This window comes from Bacillus sp. PK6-16 (genome assembly GCF_056530295.1).
Map to the genome: position 1 here is coordinate 4,360,801 of NZ_CP096511.1, position 22,830 is coordinate 4,383,630.

A 22,830-nucleotide genomic window follows, 5' to 3' on the forward strand; every position below is an offset into this window, starting at 1 on the left:
TAAGAAGAACAGGCCGTAAAACGGGCGATCAATTTGATCATATAGGTCATACGCTTCGCCAAGTAGAAAACGTTTGGATAAATACGAAGCAAATAAATTATTAAAAGATTGTAACCCCTACTATAAGAAATACTATTATTACCAAAGGAAGAATGATAATCATAAAGGATATTATTATTGTTAATAATGCTTTCCATGCTGAAAATTGGTGTGCTTCTCCTAAACATTTTAAAGAAATAATGATTGTCCAAATTGCAATAACTATATCAATTATGGCAAAAATAATAAACAAAATCGTTAAAGTTATGCTACTATCCATTTTCGGTGTCTCACTCGTAAAGTTTTCTATCCCAAACAAGAAAAATGAAGGCAACCAAACTAATATAAGAGAATAAACGTAAGGGATATAAGAATAGGCAACTGAGTAACGTGTTTTTTCAAAGGTACCTTGTCCACCAAGTTTTTTTGCTACCCAATTAAATAACGCTGGTAGCAAAAAATAATAAATTAAGAAAGCAACGAAGGTACCGAATATAACTATTGAAATTATTGAAAATGGACTACTTATTGAATCCGCCACATTTTTAGAAGATGCTCGATCTAAAGTCTGTACGAATGAGCCTAATAAAATGAGTAAAAACACATTCTTAGGTTTGGATATAAAAATTTCTTTCATTGTATCACGTGGTTTTGTCCAAATGGAGAACCAAGGATTAAGTGCACGTTTAAATTGATTTTCTGAAGTTTCCATAAAAAACATTCCCCTTTCTTAAAACATATTAAATATAAATCCCTAATTATCCCATTTATCTATATAGAAATATTAAAGCATAAATAGTCGATTATTTAAATATAAATATTCAATTATTTAATTTCATCTGAAACTCAGGCGGAGTGCTTCTTAGCAATTACCTCTATATTTTCTTGTATTTTTAACTATAGGCTGAGTAGTTACTTTCATTTTGAGTACCTCATATTCTTTAATACATTGGATAAACAGTTATAATTTTATCATCCTATTAAAGAAGGGTTATTTTTAACGCTTCCTCAAGCATTGTATTAAAATCATTATATGTGTTCATTACCGTACCAGATGGTTTATCAAGTTCTAAATAAGTACCTTCAGATATGTTTTTACAAAACCATGCTATATTTGAATCTCCAAGGAAAAGATACTCTTTTTGAAATTCATTTTCATACCAAATCTCATTGGTTTCTATAAGCCCGCAAATTGATTCGTCCCTTTCTGTATCTAACAAATAAGAGTCAACTCCATAAAGTACTAGCCCGTTAAAATCTAATCCATTTACAGTTTTAAGAAACTCCTCATATTCACTCGGTAGGCCAACATTAAAACTCTCTTTCATGCGTTCTCTTAATTTCTGAACTTCACTATCCGTTGCGGGTGTATTCAGTTTATCATTAAAACTTTTCTCTATTTTTTCAATTTCTAAAATTAGATTTTTCCACATATAAAAAACTTCTTTCTAAGAGTATTTATTCTCCTTTAGGATAGGTATTATATTTGGGTATAGACCAAGTTATATCTGCACTATCTCCATCTTGTAAGTGTCTAGTTAATGTAAGCCATTGCTTCAACTTCTATCAGTTATTTTAGGACTTTCTTTTACATGTTTGCTTCTGAATCCCATACCTCTATAAATTCAAAACCTTTTAAATCACTTTCTAACACTGTATTTCTAAATTCATCTGATACAAAAACGGAAGGAATATGTAATATTTCATTTAAGTAAACTTTAAATATTGTTTGGTTCTTAACCATATTAGGTAAGAATGCGTATTTTTTGAAATCTATTACTAAGCCAGAACGTAATTTCTTTAGTATAGCTTTCTCATAGTCAATGACATCTATTGCATTTAGAACGTTAATTATAGAATACACTTCTCCCGTCACATCATGAATTAGGGGAAGAAATTCTACATTATCACCAAGCATAGACTCTAAGAATTTTTTAGCTTCCCCACTAACCATTGGTGTACCAACTTCTCCCCAAAAATGAGGAAAATTACTTTGATTTCCTTCTTCTACACATTTAATACGTATTTCTCCCCATGAATCAGATGCTTTTACTGCCGAGTCAATTTTTCCTTCAAAATACTTTTTAGAATCTTCTTCTAAATTCAATAGTTGAAAGGATTCATAGTCATCAAATGAACTCTTTAATTCCCAAATCTTCATTTTTACTCTCCTTTGTTATTTTTCTATCCTTCCTTTATCTAAATGTAATTCTATATTCATGATGTTGCTTCTCTCTTTTCCATAGTCTTTACTGACTATAGGAGAACCGCGATTATATACTTAATATTCAATACAGACTCTTTAAAAGGTTTCCTGTGTTCTACCTCAACCTTCAAATAAAGAATATATGTATGATTAAAACTAATTATATTTTTTTACCTTTAAAGGAATAGATATAAAATACAAATCTATAGCATAAATAGTAATCAAAATACCTTTACCTTCATCAGCAAACTTTGATTGATGAAACTGTTCTGAAACTTTTCTTTTTCCCCATTTTTTAGGAAACCATTGAAATCCTGAAAACATATAATTAATCTACCTTTTCATTAAAATTTTGCTAGTTTATTTCTTAACTCTAGCTCTTCAACTGTTTCAAAACCTTTAAAAAATAAACTATCGATTTAATTATGATTAAAAAATACATTGTATTCTTTAGATGCCTTTTTCAATCCAAAAACTATTTTTCTTTTTTCCATGATATTCGAAATTCCCCACCATGTTCTTCCGTTTTAATTTTAACCTTATATGTATCATCCTTAGGCACTTTAATATTTTTTTCGCCTTCGCCACTATTAAACTCTAGTATTGTATTATCATTTGAATCCACAACATAAGCAATTATAGTTCCTTGTTTAGTTTTATCATCAAAAGAAAAAATCCAATTCTCACCTTTTTTAACTTTCCTATCTTGAGTTGCAGATCCAGTAAATTTTCTATAATCTCCAGATATACTACCTGATACACTATCTGAAGAACCATGAACTTTACCACCAACAATAGTTCCCTCTCTTGTAAAACAACCACTAAGAATTACTAAACACAAAACAAATAAAATTGTATTTTTAAAAATTTTCACTATCATTACCCCTTCTATTCCCAATAAAATTTTCACCATTAAACTTATAAAAATAACTATAATAAAAAATTATATCCATTAAGATATATATATTTTATTATAGTTATAAATTTCAAATTATTATTTCAAATCTTCACGCAACTTAATTTCATCCTCATTTATGTAACCAGTAAAAATAACTTCTGATATGTATTCATGGTTAAAAAACATATTATATTCAGTTGAAACATTTCCAATAGGATAATAACAAGCCACATAATCCCAAGTTTCCTTAGTTTTTGAATCTTCCTGTTTTCTACCATATATCATCAAAGGTTGCTCCCATGTTTTAAATTACTACAGTCTTATATTAATCCCGTTTTTTTGTAAATTTATCATAAAATTTCTCTTGCGCCCACCGTCCGAATTTTAAAAAACATATTAAACCTGCTCCCAAAAGAATGAGAACGATAGTTCCTAACAATTTTTCCCACAAATTGTTAGATGGAGTAATCATTAATCCTATAATAGATACAGATATTACGACATAAACTAAAATATATAATGGTTTATACGATGGAGTTTTCATATCATTTTTTCTCCTCAGGTTTTTCAAATTTTAAACTACTTCCCACAGTAAAACCCTCTAAAGCAGGAACCGTTATACCAGTTTCTTTTCCAAAGCTACCTTTCAAACCTATTGCGCCTAATCCCAAATCACCTTTAATTTTTAGGTCTTTATCTCCAATAATTGGCAACTATTCTGAAAAATGTAGCATACTTACTTCTACTTCATACTTAAGTGTAGAAGCTTCCGATGCTGCCTTTAAGGAGTAATCGTCAATACCCGCTATAACTTCTCCTGAAAAAATTTTTTGAGTAACTGTAACCTCTCTATCTTTTAATTGTATGATACCTAAAGGTGTCATTAAAGAAATTGTGGATTTAAATTTATATGAGTTATCTCAAATACCTGCTGCCCCTTTTACGCCAATAACTTTACTAACAAATACATCTTCTTTTAAACTCTTCCAATCATAGGGTATATTCACATCCAATTTCCCAGCTATAGCCTTTGTTGAAAGCTCATCACCATTAGAGAAGCTGCTCTTTTTTTCCATTTAAAAGCCTATACGTATTTTCCCTCCATCTTCTATATGCTTCCGTAAATAATAATACTTATGGAGTTCTATAATCATATAAAACAAACCAAACGAAAACACTGTGCATGCACACATAAATACAATCGCACCCATCTGTTGTGTTGCAATGCTAAGAATTATATTAGCAATTAACTGCCCCGATCCAGCTGCAATAGCTGCTACTTTTACACCACCAGTTCCTTTCGATGATTTTGATTTTTTTCTTGGTTCCTGAAGTTTTTCAATATGATTTTTATAAAAATAATACAAAGCAAAACCATACAAACCAAATGAAAGAATAAAATAGATGGGAGTTTGTAATTGTAACACTTCATAAGCATATTTTTGAGTTATAACCAATAATCCGACTGAACATATGGCGCCATATACTCCTCGAAATAGAGTGTATTGTAACTGTCGTTTCCGAGGATTGATAGCAATCCATATCGCCCACAAATTTAAAAAAACAACTGGAGGAGTTACTATATATACATAAAGTAATCGAAAAGGATTCGCAAACGCAGGCAAAAGAACAAACACGTCTGCCCCCAAAAGGACAAGGACAATTACTTGGAGCTTTATTTCATCTACAGGATAAAGAGCCATATAATGTGCAAAAGCTTTCTTATTAAAATCCATATTTTTTTTCATGTTAATTAAACCACCCTGCTATTGTTGACCAAGCTTTTTTCGAACCTGTTTTCACCATATCCTTAATACTTTCATCTTCATCATCACCATCTAAATCAGCATCCCATTTTACACCTTTTGTGAAATATTATTCCCTTCTCGAAAAGAAGATCAACCCATTAATAAGATCTAGACTTATCAAAAATCTCAAAACCCTGGAGACTTTTCCGGTATCGAATCTATTAGGACTCACACCATGCGCAAAACCTTCGGCTATTGGTTCTATGAACAAAAGACATTGCAATGTTGCAAGAAATCTTGAATCATAGCACACCACAGATTTTTACTTAAATATATTGGTATCACTAAATAAGAAAAAAGTAATATCTTAGTTACATTTCAAATTTTCAAAATAAAAAGGGCATATCCCTTTCGGAATTGCCCTTTACCTTAAGAGTATATGTCAGCTTATTATTTATTTCTTTTCACAAAATGATGAATCCCTTCAAAGATTACTTCTTTTAGAGCTTCTGCATAATCCGAATAACCTTGTTTCCCTGCAATTATTTCCAATAATCCCCTTACATTCCCATCAAGTATTATAGTAACTCCTGGCGTCAGTTCACCAGTTCCTTCATTCTTAAATGTTTCTTTTATCATAATTAATTTATTTTCTTCAATGACCTAATCCTCTCTAACTAAATAGCTTTTATTCTTATCTTCCCAGTATCTATATTCATAGGGTACTTGTTCATCAAATCGCTGTAAATAACCTCTCCAGTTATTCGGAATATATTCTTCAAAAGATATTGATTCCGGATAATTAGAATAAAAAATTAAACGCTCAAAATTTATTAGGAAACATGGATTATAATCATAATAGGCTTCTTCTCTATTAGTTCTTAGTTCTCTTAAAAATTCTAACCTAATATCTTCTGTAAATCTTTTATATTTTTCTATTCTTTCTAAAAAGTTAGCTATTGTAGTCTCATTTAAAATACTAATGCCTTTTCTTTCCTCTGGATATTCACTAGGAGAATATCCAGCTTGATTATAATCTAAATACCATAAATCCGATTCAGTTATATACCAATTGAGCTTATTTTTATATTTTACACCTACTATAATATTTTCGGCGTATAAAGGCTTAATCATTTAACACGCTCTCCTCTCTTACTTAATAAGTTTAGCATTCCGTCCGTATTCTACCAACCACCGACTAGTGAGGTCAGGTAATTCGTATGCAATACCTTCAAATCCATATTTATCAAAAGTACCCTTGTCAACAATCTTAGGAGCTGTTCTACCTTCGTTAAGTGGATTAGTTTTATAATCCTTCTGAATAAAAACAGCCTATGTAGTTATACAGGTTCTTCAACCATAAGCAGTTGTTTTCTTCCGTAAATTACAACCTTTTTTGTCCCTCCTTTTAAGAGAACAATAGAACCATTTGGTAAAAACTTTTCTTTAGAAAATTGCATAATTCCCCATCCTTGCTTTATCTAAATGTAATTCTATATTCATGATGTTGCTTCTCCCTTTTCTTTTCCGCATTCTTTACTGACTATAGGAGAACCACGATTATATACTTAAAATTCAATACAGACTCTTTAAATGGTTTCATGTGTTCTACCCCCATCTTCTATATGCTTCCTTAAATAATAATACCTATGGAGTTCCATAATGAAATGAAACAACATAAACGAAAGCATGGAATATACACACATTAATACAATTGCTACCATCTTTTGTGTTGCAAAACCAAGACTGATATTAGCAATGAGTTGACCCAATCCTACAAAAGCCAATACTCCGAAACCAGAGTTTTTTTTCGATGACTTTGATTTTTTGATTGATCCCTGAAGTTTTTTAATATGATTTTTATAATAATAATTCAAAGCAAAAATATATAAACTAACCGAAAAAATAAAATAGATGGGAGTTTGTAATCCTAACATTCCATATGCAAACTTTTGGGTTATAACTAATAATCCTACTGAACATACGATGCCAAATACCCCACGAAATAGAGTGTATTGTAATTGCCGCTTCCTAGGATTTATAACAATCTATATCGCCCACAATTTACACTTAAATACATTGGTATCAATAAAGAAGAAAAGGATAATATCCTTGATACATTTCTCCTTTAATTTCTTTAAAATATATATCAACCTATTAAAAAGCAAATATTAGTCTTCTTTTTTAATTAAAATATTAAAAGCAAAAAAACTTTAATACAAATTCAAACCCATAAATAAAATTTAATTATTTTTCTTACATTATTCTTTTAACATACTTAAAAACTCACTAAAATTATCTGCAACTTCACTAGTTACCGGATTCAACTCTTCTGATTCTTCATGATACCATACCACAACAGATGGTATTTCCTTTTCTCTAAAATCTAAACAAAGAAAATCACCTGCGAATAAAACAGCAAATGGAATAACATTTATCCCTGTTAAATCTTCATCATCCGTTAAACGAGTATCGATATCAGATAATACAACCTCTATATCATACCAACCATTTTCATCATCATCTTCTGGGTCCTCCAACAAACATAAGAAACGTTCAATTAAAAGTTCGTTTTTTTCATGTGAAAAAACATTAGTAATTGGAATAGAGCCATTATATTTTTTCAAAAAATCTATAAAATCATTTGGTAATTTTATCTCACAATATTCCTCAAATGATTCAATTAATTCATCATTTGGTGATTGAAGTTCACTACCATTTTTAATCTTCATTTTAATTCCTCCATTTCTTTACCTACCTTTAGATCTATAAGACCAATGTCCTTCACTCCGCCCACCTTTATGAAATATGCTATTATGTATTCCAAATGGTACTAATTCCATTTTACCTGGCATCTAACCATTTAAATTGTTGTTTGTCACTTGCCAACCACATTTCCTCTGGTAACTCATCCGATTTAATAATTAAACCAGCTTTCTTAAAATCAGGATATTGTGTACCTAATTTCATAGGAACATCAGGTATTAAACCTTTCTCAATAGCAACCTGCTTAATAATAGCTTTTTGGGGAGCTGTTAATTTTTCTCCACCACTAATCTACCTCCATTTCCACGGACTATTAGAATTTACTACTGCAGCATTATATTCTAATTCAAAATCGAGATATTTCCCTTCTACAGCATCGTCTAAAATCTTTATATATTCATCCACTTCATATAAATTTTCTATAAAATCAGATACAATAGCAATCTCTTCCTGTAAACGAATTCTTAATCCACTAAATGGATCACACCAAAATTCATGCGAACTATCTCTCCACCCATCATCATATCTAAATACCTTTAGATTCTTTTGCAATGACTATTGCTGATAATTATTTAGGAAAAAAGACTTTAAAACCTGAGATAATGGAGAAATATGAAATAATAGATAGAGCTGACCTCTATAAGAAGTCAGCTCTATCTATTATTTCAATTCTTTATTTTTTCCTTTTTTAAATTCTTTTTGTTTATCTTGCCAAATATGAATTAAATCTACTAATTCAATCGTTTCTATCTCACAAAAATCTCCCTTACCATCTTCAGCCAAATTGTCTAGGACAGTAGTTGTATCTTTCCGAATTTCTAAACCACAAATGTTTCCATTTACTACTACGTAATTTTCTTTCCCATTTAAAACACTATGTATTTCTTCTAAAATCCAATCTCCAAACGCAGAAACTTCAACGCCTAAAAAAGTCTCCATAAGTTTAATTTCTTGAGGAAGCCTCATAACTAGTTTTCCATTGGTAAGTACTTCAAAGCTATATGGATATTTCATTACTATTGTACTCCTTTATACTAAAGATAAAATTTATTCCGCTGGGAAAGCAGAGATAATTTTCCCATTCCCATCTATATACATGCTAATCCTTATACCCTCTGAACCTATTCCAGAATATGTGTTACCAAATTCATACGTTCTATTATTATATGCTTCATTTATATTATCTACAATCTTTTGCGGGCTCCAATCTTTAGGAAAAAATGTAGAAAATCCTCTATTTCCAGTTTTAGGGGTTCCATTCACTTCTACCCTAGCTTTATAAATGCCTTGATCATTTAATATCTCTTCTGTTCCGCTAATTATTTTTCCAGGTGTATTCTCCAATACTTCAGTATGATAACCCATTGCGTCACCACGCCAATTTATTTCACCCTCTAGGATATGTTTGAGTGTATTTGGTCTAAATTTTTCTGTATGTTGTAAATTAGATATAATTTCCCTATTAGAAAGTGAAGATCTATGATTTTCATTAACAAAATTACTCCCACCATAATTACTTTCACCTCTAGCAAACTGATAGGTCGACAGCTTTTCTTCAGCTTTTTTAAAATCAGGTGTATCAAATCTAAATCGCAAACTATTTCCACCAGCAAAAGCAAAGCGATCTCCCATTTGTAAATTACTTGTAATATGTGAAACAGCTTGCGGAATCTTATTTTTTGCTAGTTTGGTCACTTTACCTGCCTGACCTAATTTACTTGCTTTACTTAATCCTTTATCACCAATAAGTCCTAATCCAACTTGTGTTAAAGCATAACTTCCCCATTTAGCACGACTTTCAGCATCTCCATTTATTACATCATTAATAAATGAATCTGACAATGTATTATACATGGTACTAAGGGTATCAATAGGGTGCAAAGCAGCGTTCCCCATGTTTTCCCACGTTTCCCAATCTCCTAAAGCTTTTATTCCGTCTATTGTATCGCTAACTGCTTGTCCCGTACCCTCTACAATACCGTCCCAAATTTTTTCACCAGTAGATTTTTCAGGTAGCTTACCACACATTTCACCCTCTTCAATTGAATTGGCAGCTTGTCGTGCCCTCTCTTCTGTAATCGCCTGAATAGAAGTTGTCCATTCCATATTCAACCCTTGCGTACTAAATGTACCACTTGCAGGACTAAAGCCTTTTCCACTTTGAACTTCCGCAAGACCTGCAGCAATACTAGCTGCTAATTGAAGGGCTGTACTATAATTATTACTAGAGGTCTGATTGAATTGATACAAATGATCCAGCTTTTCTTGCAGTTTTTTCCTCATCACAGTAAAAAGATTCGCCATAGCGTCCATACCTGGGATTGGCATAGCTTGACTGATGGCTTCCATACTTGCTTTCATTCGGTCAATTTCTCGAATTTGTTCTAATATTTCTTGTTCAATTACATCTGTGGAAGCGACTTGTGATTGAAATTGACTTGGAAAAGCATCGTTCTGGCGAATTAACTCTTCACACAGATAAATGATTCCTTGCGCTAAAGGACGAAAGGTTTGTACAAAAAATGATTTTGCACTGCTATAAGTTTGTCCTTGTAGAACAGTATCAATTGCAAAGGCATCAATTGACTGAATGACTTGTTCCATACCTTGAATAGTAGCGTTACATACAGCATTCATACTTTGAGTTTGGCCTTGTACTTCTCCTAAATACATATTTAAGCTCATGCATTGACCTCCCTCGCTAATTGTTGTTGTTGATAGGAAAGGTCGTTTTCTAAATCACTAAGGTTTCGTCTTTCTTTAAGCAACGTTTCTTTTTGGTTTTCTAATTCAAATGTGACTTTTCGTTCAATATGTTGTGCCTCTTGATATGTCTTCATAAAAAACTGAGACATTTCTCTATCACCATGCCAAGTTCCTAAAATTCGATCAAACAAACGATGGTTTCGACCTCTCCATTCATAAAAATCTGCTTCCGCTTGCTCCTGAATGTGAATCGCGGATTGATTTCGGTCTTGTTCTTCAAATACACTTCTTAACTTTTGATTTACTTGATTGATTTGTTTTTCAATATCTTGACTCATCATATTCCTCCTACTATTTTACCTTTACGTAGGTTGTCACATTAGCGGAAAGTGTTGTGAAGTTCGTTATCCATTCTCTCAAACTCTTGGGCTACTGAATGAATATTATCGACCGCTTGTTGAAAGGCAGTGGAAAATTGTTTCGTAAAATCTAACATTTGTTGATTCGCTTCTTGTGCTTTGGAATTAACAGATAGTGTTGTACGCGTCGCCTTTGTTATAGAACGATTTGTTGCACTTTGGATTATATTCGAAGCTGTTCTCATCTGCGTAGCAATTTGTTGTGCCGTTTGAAAATTACTTTGAAATTGTCCCATCACTCAAATCCTTTCTCTAATTTTCAGAACATGCCAAAGAAATCCCAATAAATATATGAAAATTCCCTATCAATATCACTCTTTTTAAACGTGTGTCCAGCTAAGTTGGGCATGCAATCAAATGAGCCATACACTATAAGCTGTATGGCTCATTTGAAATGCTTGTTATATAGAGTATGACAATTTTTATTTCAAACCGAAATTACGTGATAATTCTTCATCATGAGAAGCAACAGCTTCTGCAGTTTTATTAAGCTGCATATTAATTTCTTGTAATAGCTGTGCGAAGTTTTGTACTTTTGGCTTTAATTGATTGAACTGTTGATCAAAACCTTCGAAAGCACGACCTTCCCATTCTCCTCTTAATTCATTTTGTAAATTTTGTAGTTGACTTAAAATGTCCTCAATTTGATTTGCACCTTGTCCATATCGAGCTGCTTTCGATTTAAGCTCCTCTGGTGACATACGAATTTGTCCAGCCATTTTCATTTCCCCTTTAATACATAATGAGTAAAATATAAATTGGTTAATTTTACTAAATATATTATAATGTATTATTTTGAACTTTAAAACATTTTATCTTTCTATTGAATATTAGAATATTAATATTCAACTTTTTCTTACTTTACAAGATTTCATGCGAAAAAGACCACCAAAAGGCAGTCCCTCAAAACCCAATTCCATCCCGCGCTCCACTGCTTTCTCATACAAATAATTCGCAACAATAATATCTACTACAGCCAAACCAACTGATTTGAAAATAGTAATCTCTTCATCATTTTCGTGACCAGCTTTTCCCCCTTATAATTTAAACAATTTCGGCGTGGAGATTGCTAGTTTTATCAAAATTTGAAGATCACCTGTTTCTAGATCCTATTCAATTAAGCAATCCTACAAATGCCTCTTCTTCCTCATCTATAAAACCTACAAATATAATTTCTTCGATATCCTCATGATTAAATACAAATGTATACTCAGGATTAATATATCCTTCTGAATAAAAACAGCCAATATAGTCATACATCACAAGTTCTTTAATCCTAAGTTTTTGTTTTCTTCCATAGTTATTTATGTGAATTCAGCTCGTTTTTTTGTTTTGGGTGAAAAAATTTTTTAACTTGATAGCAATGTGGTGCTGCCCCTATTAGGCAAATTCGACAAAGAAAAAACACCCAAAGGTGCCTTCCTCCGACTTGAACCATCTTAATTTTATTGTGTTGTTATTATATAAGAAAAGAAGACATCGCTTAAGATGTCTTCTTTTACTTGTACACTTGGTGTTAAGAAGGTATTTATTGCTTAAAAACCATAAAAAAAATATAACAATCATCGAGTAAACCTATTATAGCATCAATAAATAGAGTTTTTATATGCATTTTTACATATATATAGATTTATTTATGTTTTATCTATATAGTTAAATTGTCTGTTTCTTGTTTTAATTCGTTTGTTTATTTTGAGTGCTCCAGCAATGGAGCCTTTTTTTATGCAATAAAACATTTTCTTAGCATTACTTAGTTGATCTATATTAACTTTACCCTCTTAAATTATATCTATATTTTACCAAATAATTATGTAGATAACCAGTTTTTTCTAATAATTTAGTGGGTTGATAATTTTAATGTTAGTTGTTAATACTTATAGGAAAATTCATCATGCAATGAAAATTGAGAAATCAAGAATTATAAAAAACTTATAGTATCTTTTGTAAAAGTATATTTATAATTTGTATATTAATATGTTATAATTTAATTTCTAAAACTACCAAAAAAGGACTGCCAGTAATGGTGGTCCTTTTTTATATTGGTGAGATTGTACTAGTATAATAAAATAGGATTAACTGTTTATTGTGAGGGTGATTGGTTATCCCTTCTTTCCATTTGGAAGGAAAATGGATCGTTGTCAGTTTTGGATTTAAGTAAGCAAACAAGAATTACAGAGGATTTGATTGTACAACATTTGCGTAAATTAGCCTTTGGAAATATTGTAATTAGTGAACGTATAGGGAAAAGACTTCATTTTAAAATAAAAGATAATAAAACAATGGAGATTAATAGGGTTACAAAGTTAATTTTAATTACTTTCGATATAAATGCTTTTGCTATAACTTAATTGTGTAAAATCACGAGTAGTCCACCTACGGAAATAGGTGGGGTTGAAATTCATAAAAAAAAGACACCTAAAGGTGCCTTCTGCCGACTTGAACTATCTTAATTTTAATAATATGTATTGAATTCTGTCCCAAATATTATTGTGCCATGTTAAGTTATTGTATTTTATTTTTGCACCAGAACTGTTTTCTTTTCATAGGGTAATTTGTCCAATTAAAAAATACTTCCACTACAAAGATCAACTCTTTAATAGAGTTGATTTTTTTAATTTTGAATATTTTAATTTTTAATAACAATACAATCCTATATTATGTTAACATATAATTATATCCCAATATTACCAATAATCATTAAATTTTCCATAGTAATATTTGTTACTAGAAACGTCTATTTCACTGCTTTTTTCGCTGTTGTTCTCTCATAAAATAATAATAAAACCTCTTAACTTATTTGAAAGGCGTTATTATTTCAACTACCATTTAAATCTTAAAATACCCTTTCTTGATCCCGCAAAAATAATAAAGATGAATATATGAACAATGAATTAAAAACAATTATTATAAACCGAAAATTTACTTTTTATTTACAAAAAAATAAGGATATGGTAAATTTAAATTGTAAGATTTTCCATTAGTGTAAAATCTTAACAAAATATAAAATGATAGAAATGGGGAATTAGTATGAAAAAAGCTATTATCGGTGCAATTGCTGCAGGTGTTTTAGTAGTTCCAGCTTCAATGAATGTATTTGCCGCAGAAAAAACAGTTGGAAAGTCCGAAATTGTGACAGCGGATAGCACAATAACTGAAGGATTTGTAGCAGATGAAAACAATTCTGGCAATAAACCTCAGTTATACGCAGGTGTAACGTCTGGTAAAGCAGACGGTGGGTATTGGATTAGAGGAAAAAGAGATGGAAACGTTATTTCCGAATATAAACATTATACAAAACAAGGTAGAGCAACAGTTACAAATGGAAAAGGCGTCTACAATGATGGAAAATGGCAGAAGAAAGATGTATTTAGCAAAGCAAAAGCTACATGGACATCTAGTGGTACAAATAAAGCGAATTACGATAATAAATAATATTCAAAAACAAGAGAAGTTTAAAAACTTCTCTTGTTTTTGAATATAGATAATTAGTGATATTAGATTTTTCTAAGAGGTGTTTGCATGAAAAAAATCATTTTTATTTTAATGGCAGCAACGCTGGCATTAACTGCATTTTTATCTTTAAATATTTTTAAAGAATATAAAACACAACAATTATTCTATAAAAATACAACTAGTATTACTTTAAATTTTGAAGAAGAGAAAAGTTACACTAAGAATTACATTGAATTTTTACAAAGTTTAGCAAAGAAATATAATGTGAATATTTCAAAATACATATACCCGGGAGAAAATGATTTACATATTTTCACAACTGATACTAGTTTAAATAACCATATCAAGTTAAAATCAGGGAAGTTTCCAGAAGTAAATTCAAACAAATTTATAAGTACTTCTGAAATTGAGAGCACAGATCAAATTGGTATTATAAAAAGAATAGATTCGAAAACTAAAATAACTATCCAACCTTTAAGTGCAGATGAAAATTTTGATGGAAGTGGTATGTACTATATCTCGACTCAAGATAAAGAAAAAATAAATGCCATGTTAAAAGAACTAAATGAAAATGTAGCTAAAACAGAAATTTTTGGCGAAAATAAAGCCGATTTTATATATTTACTTGAGAGCAATGGGTTTCAAATATTTTGTATATTTTTGATTGTATTATGCATCTTTGTTGCGATTATTCACTATATCATTCGTAGATTGAAAGATATAGCTATCATGCAAACATTGGGCTATACAAGAAAAAAAATAGTTAGCTTCTTTATCTTTAATTTAGGGAAAATCATGATACTATCAAGTCTTATGATTTATGTATTATTTATTATGTATTGTATATTTACAGATAGTACAGATTTTTATTTTGAATTATCATGTATTTTTTGGATTATAGCAATTACATTGAGTTTTATTTTAATTATACCTATCACAATAATTACGATAGTAGCCTTTACTAGAAATATAAATGTTTCAAAAATAAAAGGTAACAAGCCATATATATTAGTTAGCACATTAAATTTCACTTTAAAATTTCTATTTATAGTCGTAATGTTATTGTCCACGTATCATTGGAAAATCCTATCGAATGAACTCAATCAAAAGATAGATAATTTATCTAATTGGTCAAAAACTAAACATATTTATAAAACTCAAGTTACTTTCGCTAAGGGCGACGATTTAGGTGCGGAAGAAAAAATTAGCAAAAAAATGAAAGACCTTTACTTGGATATGGAAAAACAACATGGTGGCTTTCTAATTAGTACGTCAAATTATGACAAAATAGATGGAAAGTATATCTATGATTTAAATAATGAAAATGGGGATCCGAAGTTAGAACCTTCCGGAAATAGTGTTACTATAAATTCAAACTATTTATCTTATAATCCTATTAAATCAGTTAAAAAAACAATCAAAGAGCAAATTATTCATGATTCGAATACTATGAATATATTAGTGCCTGAAAAATTAAAGGAATATGAGAAGGAGATATATAAGAATTATAGAAAACATTTTTATTTCCAAAAAGTTGAAGTTGATAACATTTATAATGAGGAACTAGGAAGAGAGAAAAATAACACTAAAGAACAAGAGTTAAATATAAATATTATATATGTAAAAAATAATCAAGATTATTTTACTTATGATTCAACTATAAAAGCGGAAGATAAAAATCTCATTAGAGATCCTATTGCAATTATTGATACAGGTATCTTCAATCAATCCTTTTATTTGTCATATGTTGCATCTGAATTTTATTTTAAAACTAATAGTGAGCAACCATACGATAGTATAAGGGCTACCATTACTAAAAATGAGGCTCAATCAACTATACAAAATATCACCTCAGTATATGATCGTTTAGCGTTTGAAATTCAAAACCTAAAAACAGAAAAAGAAAATTTATTGATCGCAATGATCATATTAATCGTCTCGAATTTTCTAATAACTTATAACACTATTTCTAGTTACTATGAAAAAAACAAGTTCAATTTGTATATTAAACAGTTATTTGGATTTAGCGCTATAAAGCGCAATAAAATTATGATTACTTTATTGTTATTAGTAAATATTATACCTATTATATCTGTATCTATATATGTTATTGATACTTATGTGATTTCTATAGGTATTTTGATCCTAATCTTAGAAATTTTAATAAGCTATTTCTTTGATAAGAAATTAAGCAATCAAACATTCAATGCTATCATAAAAGGAGAACATTAGTAATGATTGAATTAGTGAATATAAATAAGAAATTTGGTAATAAAGTTGTATTAAAAGACTTCTCATTGAAGATTGAAGATACAGACTTCATCGCAATCGTTGGGGAAAGTGGAAAAGGAAAAACGACGTTATTAAATATTATTGGTTTATTAGAACAAAGCGACTCTGGAGATATAATTATAGAAGAACAAATGAATCCAAACAAAAAGCAAACCTTACTATTGCAACGTGAAAAATTAGCTTATCTATTTCAAAATTACGCTTTAATGGAAAACGAAACGGTAGAGAAAAATTTATTAATAGCCCTAGAATATCAAAAAAATATCGATAAAAGAAAAATAATAAAAGAAGCTTTACAAAAAGTGAATTTGCCTAATTATGAGAAGAAAAAAATTTTTGAGCTTAGTGGTGGAGAACAACAAAGAATCGCTTTAGCAAGAATACTTATTAAAAAATGCGACTACATTTTAGCTGATGAGCCAACTGGTAATTTAGATAACAATAATCGAGATTTAGTGTTTAACATATTAAAAGACCTTAATGAAGATGGAAAAACGATAATATTTGTTACACATGATATGGAATTGGCCTCTAGAGCAAAAAAAATTATAACAATTTAGCGTAGGTTAAAAAGAAACTATTTTTACCCATACCATTAAAATAGTATGAGACTGATATTAATGCATCATTTGCAAAACGAAAGGACGATTCTTATGTATTTATAGAATCGTCTCTTCGTTACTATACGTATCCTTATTAAAGTCATTAAAATGGGTCCTATTGCAAAAAATCGAGAAGCTGATATTGTGTATGAAATATTGTATAAAAGAAGCTTATAACGATTTAATAGTGATGAATTATTAAATCAGTTGGAATCTGTTCGTAAAAAAGTAAGGTATGTAGAAAACAGCGCTAGTAATTGGGCTAGGATTAATCCCACTCTGTTCTTAATTTAAGGAATTCCAAAACGTTCTAACTTCAATGGAAGACCGCCTGCACCACAAGCTTAATTGTTCCGCAAAGAAAGTCATACTACTTGTATGGCTTTTTCTTTATTTTAGTTACTTAAGCCCTACATTTTTATCTGATTTGCTTTTGCTGGTGTAGAAGAGGGAAAATATAGAAGCATAAAGTGAAACTTTGCCCTCACCAATTGGGCTTTTACGGGCAGCCCGCCCCCACCTAATTTCTTTGCTTTCGCTGAATTTTGAGGTGGGGATCTTACTGCCCGTTAATGCGGGATAAAAGAAAACCGCCTGAAATGATATGTACTTGAATAGTAGTACATAAAAAATACAAATAACAATAAATTAAATATCGTTAAAACAAAAAGGAGATGTCCCAGGCATAGTACTAGGACATCTCCTTTACTTATCTAAATTCTACAAAGCACTATCAATTAAACAATTATTAAATATATCTTCTATCTAAAACATCGTATTATCATTAGCTGCTTCACTTGGAATCTCTTGAATTACATCCCAGTGTTCGACAATCTTTCCATCCTTGATACGAAATATATCCACTATAGCAACTCCCTTATCTTGAGAATTAGTACGAGAATGTACATGAAGAGCAACTGTATCCCCTTCAGCTACTACACGTTTAATCTCTGCAGAGGAATTAGGATTTTTAACAAAATCCTCCTTAAAGAAATCCATGAAGGCTTTTCGTCCATCAGCAACAAAAGGATTATGTTGCTGATAATCTTCGCTAACATATTTAGGGATAATATCGATATTATGTTTGTTAAAAACTTCATTATAGAAATCAACTACCATCTTTTTATTCTTTTCATTTTCTTTTACTTCTTTTGATACAGAAGCGACATTTTCGCTCTTAATTGAGTTCCCTTTGTTATTACCAGTGGAAGCTTGATATACCAAAGTCGAAACTACTCCTAAAATAAATACAGAAATAATTGTTATGATTAAACTTTTCTCTAATTTCATATATACCTACCTCTTCTACTTAAATAAGTTTTCTTCTATTGTTAAAGTTATTAACTAATTATCATATTTTTATCTTGTTCCGATAAAGTGAAACTTTAATCAGTGGGGGTTTTGTTCATCCCCCACTGATTATTAGCCCACACCAATCGGACTTTTACGGACAGTTGATCCCCTACCTAACTTCTTTGCTTCCACTGAATTTTGAGGTGGGGGTCTTACTGCCCGTTAAAGCGGGATACAATCTTCCACTCCCATTCATCTGAAAGTGTAATAGTACTGGCGAATATTCCGGAGATGAATGTCAGGTGGCCTAAGATAACATGTTTGCTACTATATCCTAAATTTTCTTAATATAAATTTTTAAAACGCGCTTCAATTTTATCCGGCGTCATTACGCCACCACCAATAGGAATAATTTGATTATCCTTTTGTAAAAGTAAGGAAGGATAGCTATTAACACCAAGCTGTCGAACTTTATTAAAATCATTTTGGACATCTATTATTGTTTCTTGAGCGTTTAAACGTTCTAATACTTGTTCAGGGTCCAAACCATGCTCGATTGCAATTTTACGATATGTTTCAGGATCACTCAGACTTTGGCCCTCATAATAAAACGCTTTTTGCATAGCCGAAGTGAATTCTAATAAACGGTCTGGCGCTAATGAGCGTAAAGCTGAAAAACCAATTGCAGCATCTTTCGAATTCATTTTAAAAGTCCCTTCCTCCACCAATTTTTGATAGGAAGGACCAAATTCAGCACCTGTAAGTTGATTAATTCTTTTATTTCCTTCTTCTATATATGAGAAGTTTTTCATTGGTAAATTATCCAAAAATAACCCTCCACATAAAACCGTTAATGGTACTTCAGTGTGGTTTTTGTAAAATCCTTTAATACTTTCTGAAAAACCATAGCACCATCCACAATATGCATCCCATACGTAAATAAGATTATCTTGTTTCGTCTCCATTTAAATCTCCTACCTTTTTTTTATTATCCAGCTCAACTAAATTTTTGGTTTATATAAGTACATCTTTTTATACCTTATTCTTTTTTAGATACCTTACTATATTTCCCCAAAACTAATATTTCCAAAGAAAGATCCACCAAGGTTTTTAACAAAAGATAACGTTTTACCTTATTGCCCCGTAACAGAAAATACTAAAGCTTAGAATATGCATTGATTTGAATGTGTTAGTAACTTTCTACACCGGGTGGCAACGTATGAACTACCATCCTTAATTAAATATATAAATCATATTTTTAGCAGATATTAGTTGTAACTAAATTAATTACATCTTTATGTAACTATTTTAGTTACAACAAATATAGAAGTCAATTCTTTTTTTCGAAAACATTAAATTTCTACATTAATCTACAACTAATCCCACTCTTTACAAAAATATATCAACGATTATTCGATTCTATCGATCGTAACTCCGAATATATCAACGTTTCGACACAACATATCGATTTACCGACAAATTTCGAGCGCGTTATCTCCTAAACTAACAACCAATCCCACACCCCAACACAAAAGAAAAAAGCACCAGGTTCCCCCTAGTGCTTTCTCCCTAAAACAAATGACAAGCCACCTCATGCCCTTTCGCAATCTCAACCATCTTCGGTACTTCCTGTGCGCATTTTTCAGTGGCGAATTTGCAGCGCGTTCTAAATTTGCAGCCGGATGGTGAGTTGAGTGGGCTTGGAACTTCCCCCTCTAGGATGATCCGTTCTTTGCCTGTGTTTGTTGGATCTGGTTCTGGCATGGATGAGAGTAGTGCTTGTGTGTATGGATGTGCCGGTTTTGCGTATAGGTCTTCACTATCGGCAATTTCTACTATGTTTCCTAAGTACATGACTCCGATTCGGTCTGATATGTGTCTTACCATGGATAGGTCATGTGCGATGAATAAGTATGTGACGCCTGTTTCTTCTTGGATGTCTTGCAGCATGTTTACGACTTGTGCTTGGACTGAGACATCGAGTGCTGAGATTGGTTCGTCACATAGGATAAAGTCTGGTTTTACAGATAGTGCGCGCGCGATGCTAATGCGCTGGCGCTGGCCCCCGCTAAATTCGTGCGGGTAGCGATATAAATGTTCTTCTTTTAAGCCTACCTTTTTAAGCAGGTCTAATATGATTTCTTTTTGTTCTTCTTTTTCATAAAATCCATGAATGTTCATTGGCTCACTAATAATTTGGAATACGTTCATTGCCGGGTTTAATGATGCATATGGATCTTGGAAAATGATTTGCATTCTTTTTCGATATTCTTTTAGTTCACTTTCCTTTAAACTTGCGATATCTTTTCCGTCGAATAAAACGTTACCTGAAGTGACGTCGTGTAAACGAATGATGCTTCTTCCTGTCGTTGATTTTCCGCAGCCAGATTCTCCTACTAACCCGAATGTTTCACCTTTTTTAATTGTAAAGCTTAAGTCATCGACTGCTTTTAATTGCTCTGTTTTTCTGCCAAATAGTCCTTTTTTAATAGGAAAATACTTTTTTAAGTTCCGAACTTCAATTAAGTTTTCTTCATGCATGAAAATCACCTACCGCCCTATCGTTTAGCCAGCACATGGAACGTCTTTCGTTTCCGATTTCAAAATATGGTGGACGTTCTTTTTCACAAATGTCCATCGCATGCGGGCAACGCTCTGCGAACGGGCAACCTTGTGGTGGGTTTAATAAGTTTGGCGTTACACCTTGAATGGGAGCAAGTCTTTCTTTTACGCCGTTTGCGATTTTTGGCAGAGAGTTTAATAACCCTTTCGTATATGGATGATTCGGCGATTGGAAAATATCAAGTACAGGTCCTTCTTCCATAACAAGTCCGCCATACATAACGATAACGCGTGTACAGTTTTGTGCGACTATTCCTAAGTCGTGCGTAATAAGAAGTAACGCCATGTTCGTTTCGTTTTTTAAGTTTTTCATTAAATCTAGTATTTGTGCTTGTATCGTTACATCAAGTGCTGTCGTCGGTTCGTCCGCAATGAGAAGGTCTGGGTTACAAGACATCGCCATTGCGATCATAACCCGCTGCTTCATACCTCCGCTTAGTTCATGCGGATATTGTTTCACCCTTTCTTCTGGCGACGAAAGGCCGACTTGTTTTAACAAGTTGATCGCGATTTGCTCTGCTTCTTTCTTTTTCACTTTTTGATGACGTATAATTACTTCCGTCATTTGTTTTCCAATTTTCACGACCGGATTTAGCGCTGACATTGGGTCTTGAGAGATAAGTGAAATTTGATTTCCTCTAATAGAACGCAATTCTTTTTCAGATTTAGAAAGTATGTTTTCATTATGAAAAAGGATTTCCCCTTCTTTCACTTTTCCTGGTGACGTAACGAGAGACATAACAGACTTCGCCATTACACTCTTCCCGCTTCCAGATTCCCCAACGATACCGACTACTTCTCCTTTATTTAAGCGAAATGTAACGCCGCGAACCGCTTCAACTTCGCCACTTTCTATGAAAAAAGAAGTCTTTAAATTTTTCACTTCTAGTAGTTTTTCAGACACGCTTCTCACTCCTTTCACTTAACACTTTAGTTTTCATGTCCGGCTCCTTTTGGTGCGAAAGCTTTCTTCAATGCTTCACCAATTACGTTAAAACTAAGTACCGTTAAAAGGATAAGGAATCCTGGGAAGAGTGTTAAATACCAAGCTTCACCAATATATCCTTGCGCATTGTTTAGCATGCTGCCCCAAGAAGAATCTGGTTCTCTAATACCTAATCCTAAGAAACTAAGTGATGATTCCATTAAAATCGATGTCGCAATTGTTAATGTCGCAGCGATAATAATGGTTGATAAAATGTTAGGAATGATATGTCTTACAATAATCATAAGTGATTTTTGTCCTGATACTTTTGCGTATAAAACGTACTCACGCTCTTTTACAGATAACGTTTCTGCCCTTACAATACGGGCGGTGTCCATCCATGTTAGTAATCCGATAATAAGAACTAACGTCGTAATTCCTGGTTTTAAATACGCATTTAATAGTAGCATTAAAAAGAATGATGGAATTGACATAAGCACTTCAACAACTCTCATTAAAAAGTTGTCTAACTTTCCGCCAAAATACCCGCTAATTGTTCCAACTGCAGTACCGATTGTAATAGAAACAACCATCGCAAGGAAACCGACCGCAAGCGAAACTCGTCCGCCATATAACGCTCTCGTTAAGTAATCCCTTCCGTAATCATCCGTTCCGAAAGGATGACTCATACTTGGTTCTTGTAAGCGATCTGGAATCGACATTTTGCTAGGATCGTACGGCGATACGAATGCGAAAATTGATGCGACCGTTAAAATCGCAAGTATTATAACTCCCATTAGTACAAACTTATTTTTCGTAAAACTACTTTTTATCGTTTGAAATCTCCTATTATTCATTCCA

At 31.8% G+C, this 22,830-nt stretch carries 29 protein-coding genes and 8 pseudogenes; 6 read left to right on the top strand and 31 right to left on the bottom strand.

All coding sequences use genetic code 11. The annotated features are described in order from the left end of the window. Positions 1–100 precede the first annotated feature (100 nt). The 11 genes and pseudogenes from M1D66_RS22380 to M1D66_RS22430 all read right to left on the bottom strand — a co-directional run bounded on the left by M1D66_RS22380 (position 101) and on the right by M1D66_RS22430 (position 4,891). Positions 101–751, bottom strand: coding sequence for a Yip1 family protein (locus M1D66_RS22380; protein ID WP_000450156.1), 651 nt, complete (start codon positions 749–751; stop codon positions 101–103). Positions 752–1,019: 268 nt separating this feature from the next. Next, positions 1,020–1,472: a YrhA family protein gene (locus tag M1D66_RS22385; protein WP_000265793.1), complete on the bottom strand. Its 453-nt coding sequence runs from the start codon at positions 1,470–1,472 to the stop codon at positions 1,020–1,022. 155 nt (positions 1,473–1,627) lie between these two features. Further along, the gene (locus tag M1D66_RS22390; protein ID WP_139872627.1) at positions 1,628–2,200 is read right to left on the bottom strand and encodes an imm11 family protein; all 573 of its coding nucleotides are present in this window, start codon (positions 2,198–2,200) and stop codon (positions 1,628–1,630) included. Between the two features lie 201 nt (positions 2,201–2,401). Next, a complete protein-coding gene (locus tag M1D66_RS22395) occupies positions 2,402–2,569 on the bottom strand; it encodes a hypothetical protein (protein WP_000490950.1) in 168 nt (55 codons plus the stop codon). A gap of 151 nt (positions 2,570–2,720) precedes the next feature. Continuing rightward, entirely contained in the window at positions 2,721–3,158 is a 438-nt protein-coding gene (locus M1D66_RS22400) for a hypothetical protein (RefSeq protein ID WP_176505817.1), read from the bottom strand. A gap of 81 nt (positions 3,159–3,239) precedes the next feature. After that, positions 3,240–3,452 (bottom strand): annotated as a pseudogene (locus tag M1D66_RS22405) (DUF4176 domain-containing protein); the annotation flags it as partial. A gap of 16 nt (positions 3,453–3,468) precedes the next feature. Then, positions 3,469–3,687, bottom strand: coding sequence for a hypothetical protein (locus M1D66_RS22410; RefSeq protein WP_000856860.1), 219 nt, complete (start codon positions 3,685–3,687; stop codon positions 3,469–3,471). Between the two features lies 1 nt (position 3,688). Continuing rightward, positions 3,689–3,856, bottom strand: coding sequence for a hypothetical protein (locus M1D66_RS22415; protein WP_375363488.1), 168 nt, complete (start codon positions 3,854–3,856; stop codon positions 3,689–3,691). Further along, entirely contained in the window at positions 3,857–4,027 is a 171-nt protein-coding gene (locus M1D66_RS22420; protein ID WP_427251510.1) for a hypothetical protein, read from the bottom strand. A gap of 36 nt (positions 4,028–4,063) precedes the next feature. Beyond that, positions 4,064–4,219 (bottom strand): hypothetical protein, encoded by a 156-nt coding sequence (locus tag M1D66_RS22425; protein WP_000412691.1) that lies wholly within the window; start codon positions 4,217–4,219, stop codon positions 4,064–4,066. After that, positions 4,220–4,891 carry a hypothetical protein gene (locus M1D66_RS22430; protein WP_242554833.1) on the bottom strand — a complete coding sequence of 224 codons (672 nt, stop codon included), beginning with the start codon at positions 4,889–4,891 and terminating at the stop codon, positions 4,220–4,222. Between the two features lie 127 nt (positions 4,892–5,018). Between M1D66_RS22430 and M1D66_RS22435 the strand changes: the two are divergent. Continuing rightward, positions 5,019–5,243: pseudogene (locus tag M1D66_RS22435) on the top strand (tyrosine-type recombinase/integrase); the annotation flags it as partial. Positions 5,244–5,341: 98 nt separating this feature from the next. Here M1D66_RS22435 and M1D66_RS22440 read toward each other — a convergent pair. The 4 genes and pseudogenes from M1D66_RS22440 to M1D66_RS22455 all read right to left on the bottom strand — a co-directional run. Continuing rightward, a complete protein-coding gene (locus M1D66_RS22440) occupies positions 5,342–5,551 on the bottom strand; it encodes a hypothetical protein (RefSeq protein WP_033684284.1) in 210 nt (69 codons plus the stop codon). Positions 5,552–5,554: 3 nt separating this feature from the next. After that, positions 5,555–6,025, bottom strand: coding sequence for a hypothetical protein (locus M1D66_RS22445; protein WP_086385387.1), 471 nt, complete (start codon positions 6,023–6,025; stop codon positions 5,555–5,557). A 178-nt stretch (positions 6,026–6,203) separates the two neighbouring features. After that, positions 6,204–6,351 (bottom strand): annotated as a pseudogene (locus tag M1D66_RS22450) (DUF4176 domain-containing protein); the annotation flags it as partial. 129 nt (positions 6,352–6,480) lie between these two features. Then, positions 6,481–6,957, bottom strand: a pseudogene (locus M1D66_RS22455) (hypothetical protein); the annotation flags it as partial. Between M1D66_RS22455 and M1D66_RS22460 the strand changes: the two are divergent. Then, positions 6,949–7,023: pseudogene (locus tag M1D66_RS22460) on the top strand (integrase); the annotation flags it as partial. The pseudogenes M1D66_RS22455 and M1D66_RS22460 sit on opposite strands and share 9 nt — an antisense overlap. A 129-nt stretch (positions 7,024–7,152) precedes the next feature. On the opposite strand, the gene M1D66_RS22465 reads toward M1D66_RS22460, so the two are convergent. The 11 genes and pseudogenes from M1D66_RS22465 to M1D66_RS22515 form a co-directional block, all read right to left on the bottom strand. Further along, entirely contained in the window at positions 7,153–7,623 is a 471-nt protein-coding gene (locus M1D66_RS22465; protein ID WP_000694781.1) for an SMI1/KNR4 family protein, read from the bottom strand. Positions 7,624–7,641: 18 nt separating this feature from the next. Next, entirely contained in the window at positions 7,642–7,746 is a 105-nt protein-coding gene (locus tag M1D66_RS22470) for an HNH endonuclease (protein WP_098343272.1), read from the bottom strand. Further along, positions 7,736–7,861 (bottom strand): hypothetical protein, encoded by a 126-nt coding sequence (locus M1D66_RS22475; protein ID WP_002025382.1) that lies wholly within the window; start codon positions 7,859–7,861, stop codon positions 7,736–7,738. Before M1D66_RS22475 ends, M1D66_RS22470 begins: the two co-directional genes overlap by 11 nt. Before the next feature lie 117 nt (positions 7,862–7,978). Next, positions 7,979–8,209: pseudogene (locus tag M1D66_RS22480) on the bottom strand (hypothetical protein); the annotation flags it as partial. 108 nt (positions 8,210–8,317) lie between these two features. Next, positions 8,318–8,671, bottom strand: coding sequence for a type II toxin-antitoxin system toxin (locus tag M1D66_RS22485; protein WP_000877046.1), 354 nt, complete (start codon positions 8,669–8,671; stop codon positions 8,318–8,320). Between the two features lie 33 nt (positions 8,672–8,704). Then, positions 8,705–10,342, bottom strand: a complete 1,638-nt coding sequence (locus tag M1D66_RS22490) for a ribonuclease (protein ID WP_000056051.1) — start codon at positions 10,340–10,342, stop codon at positions 8,705–8,707. Beyond that, a complete protein-coding gene (locus M1D66_RS22495; RefSeq protein WP_000076116.1) occupies positions 10,339–10,701 on the bottom strand; it encodes a DUF3958 family protein in 363 nt (120 codons plus the stop codon). Before M1D66_RS22495 ends, M1D66_RS22490 begins: the two co-directional genes overlap by 4 nt. A 41-nt stretch (positions 10,702–10,742) precedes the next feature. Continuing rightward, positions 10,743–11,018 carry a TIGR04197 family type VII secretion effector gene (locus tag M1D66_RS22500; RefSeq protein WP_000529655.1) on the bottom strand — a complete coding sequence of 92 codons (276 nt, stop codon included), beginning with the start codon at positions 11,016–11,018 and terminating at the stop codon, positions 10,743–10,745. A 186-nt stretch (positions 11,019–11,204) separates the two neighbouring features. Beyond that, on the bottom strand, positions 11,205–11,501 hold the full coding sequence (locus M1D66_RS22505) for a WXG100 family type VII secretion target (RefSeq protein WP_000918591.1): 297 nt from the start codon (positions 11,499–11,501) through the stop codon (positions 11,205–11,207). 126 nt (positions 11,502–11,627) lie between these two features. Then, positions 11,628–11,780 (bottom strand): ornithine cyclodeaminase, encoded by a 153-nt coding sequence (locus M1D66_RS22510; protein ID WP_325844544.1) that lies wholly within the window; start codon positions 11,778–11,780, stop codon positions 11,628–11,630. Positions 11,781–11,895: 115 nt separating this feature from the next. After that, positions 11,896–12,081 (bottom strand): annotated as a pseudogene (locus tag M1D66_RS22515) (DUF4176 domain-containing protein); the annotation flags it as partial. Positions 12,082–12,911: 830 nt separating this feature from the next. On the opposite strand from M1D66_RS22515, the pseudogene M1D66_RS22520 reads away from it, so the two are divergent. The 4 genes and pseudogenes from M1D66_RS22520 to M1D66_RS22535 form a co-directional block, all read left to right on the top strand. After that, positions 12,912–13,130, top strand: a pseudogene (locus tag M1D66_RS22520) (transcriptional regulator); the annotation flags it as partial. A 679-nt stretch (positions 13,131–13,809) separates the two neighbouring features. Then, the gene (locus M1D66_RS22525) at positions 13,810–14,214 is read left to right on the top strand and encodes a lactococcin 972 family bacteriocin (protein ID WP_000709112.1); all 405 of its coding nucleotides are present in this window, start codon (positions 13,810–13,812) and stop codon (positions 14,212–14,214) included. Between the two features lie 87 nt (positions 14,215–14,301). Then, on the top strand, positions 14,302–16,467 hold the full coding sequence (locus M1D66_RS22530; RefSeq protein ID WP_044307484.1) for a DUF1430 domain-containing protein: 2,166 nt from the start codon (positions 14,302–14,304) through the stop codon (positions 16,465–16,467). Between the two features lie 2 nt (positions 16,468–16,469). Then, entirely contained in the window at positions 16,470–17,087 is a 618-nt protein-coding gene (locus M1D66_RS22535) for a putative bacteriocin export ABC transporter (RefSeq protein WP_000571715.1), read from the top strand. 807 nt (positions 17,088–17,894) lie between these two features. Here M1D66_RS22535 and M1D66_RS22540 read toward each other — a convergent pair. The 5 genes from M1D66_RS22540 to M1D66_RS22560 all read right to left on the bottom strand — a co-directional run bounded on the left by M1D66_RS22540 (position 17,895) and on the right by M1D66_RS22560 (position 22,826). Further along, complete coding sequence (locus M1D66_RS22540) at positions 17,895–18,419, bottom strand: nuclear transport factor 2 family protein (RefSeq protein ID WP_197323509.1); 525 nt, start codon at positions 18,417–18,419, stop codon at positions 17,895–17,897. Positions 18,420–18,766: 347 nt separating this feature from the next. Further along, on the bottom strand, positions 18,767–19,387 hold the full coding sequence (locus M1D66_RS22545; RefSeq protein WP_000448622.1) for a DsbA family protein: 621 nt from the start codon (positions 19,385–19,387) through the stop codon (positions 18,767–18,769). Positions 19,388–19,991: 604 nt separating this feature from the next. Continuing rightward, positions 19,992–20,963, bottom strand: coding sequence for an ABC transporter ATP-binding protein (locus tag M1D66_RS22550; protein WP_242554834.1), 972 nt, complete (start codon positions 20,961–20,963; stop codon positions 19,992–19,994). Then, the gene (locus M1D66_RS22555) at positions 20,956–21,948 is read right to left on the bottom strand and encodes an ABC transporter ATP-binding protein (protein WP_242554835.1); all 993 of its coding nucleotides are present in this window, start codon (positions 21,946–21,948) and stop codon (positions 20,956–20,958) included. The genes M1D66_RS22550 and M1D66_RS22555 overlap by 8 nt, the downstream gene beginning before the upstream one ends. Positions 21,949–21,974: 26 nt before the next feature. After that, positions 21,975–22,826, bottom strand: coding sequence for an ABC transporter permease (locus M1D66_RS22560; RefSeq protein WP_001065302.1), 852 nt, complete (start codon positions 22,824–22,826; stop codon positions 21,975–21,977). Between the last annotated feature and the right edge of the window lie 4 nt (positions 22,827–22,830).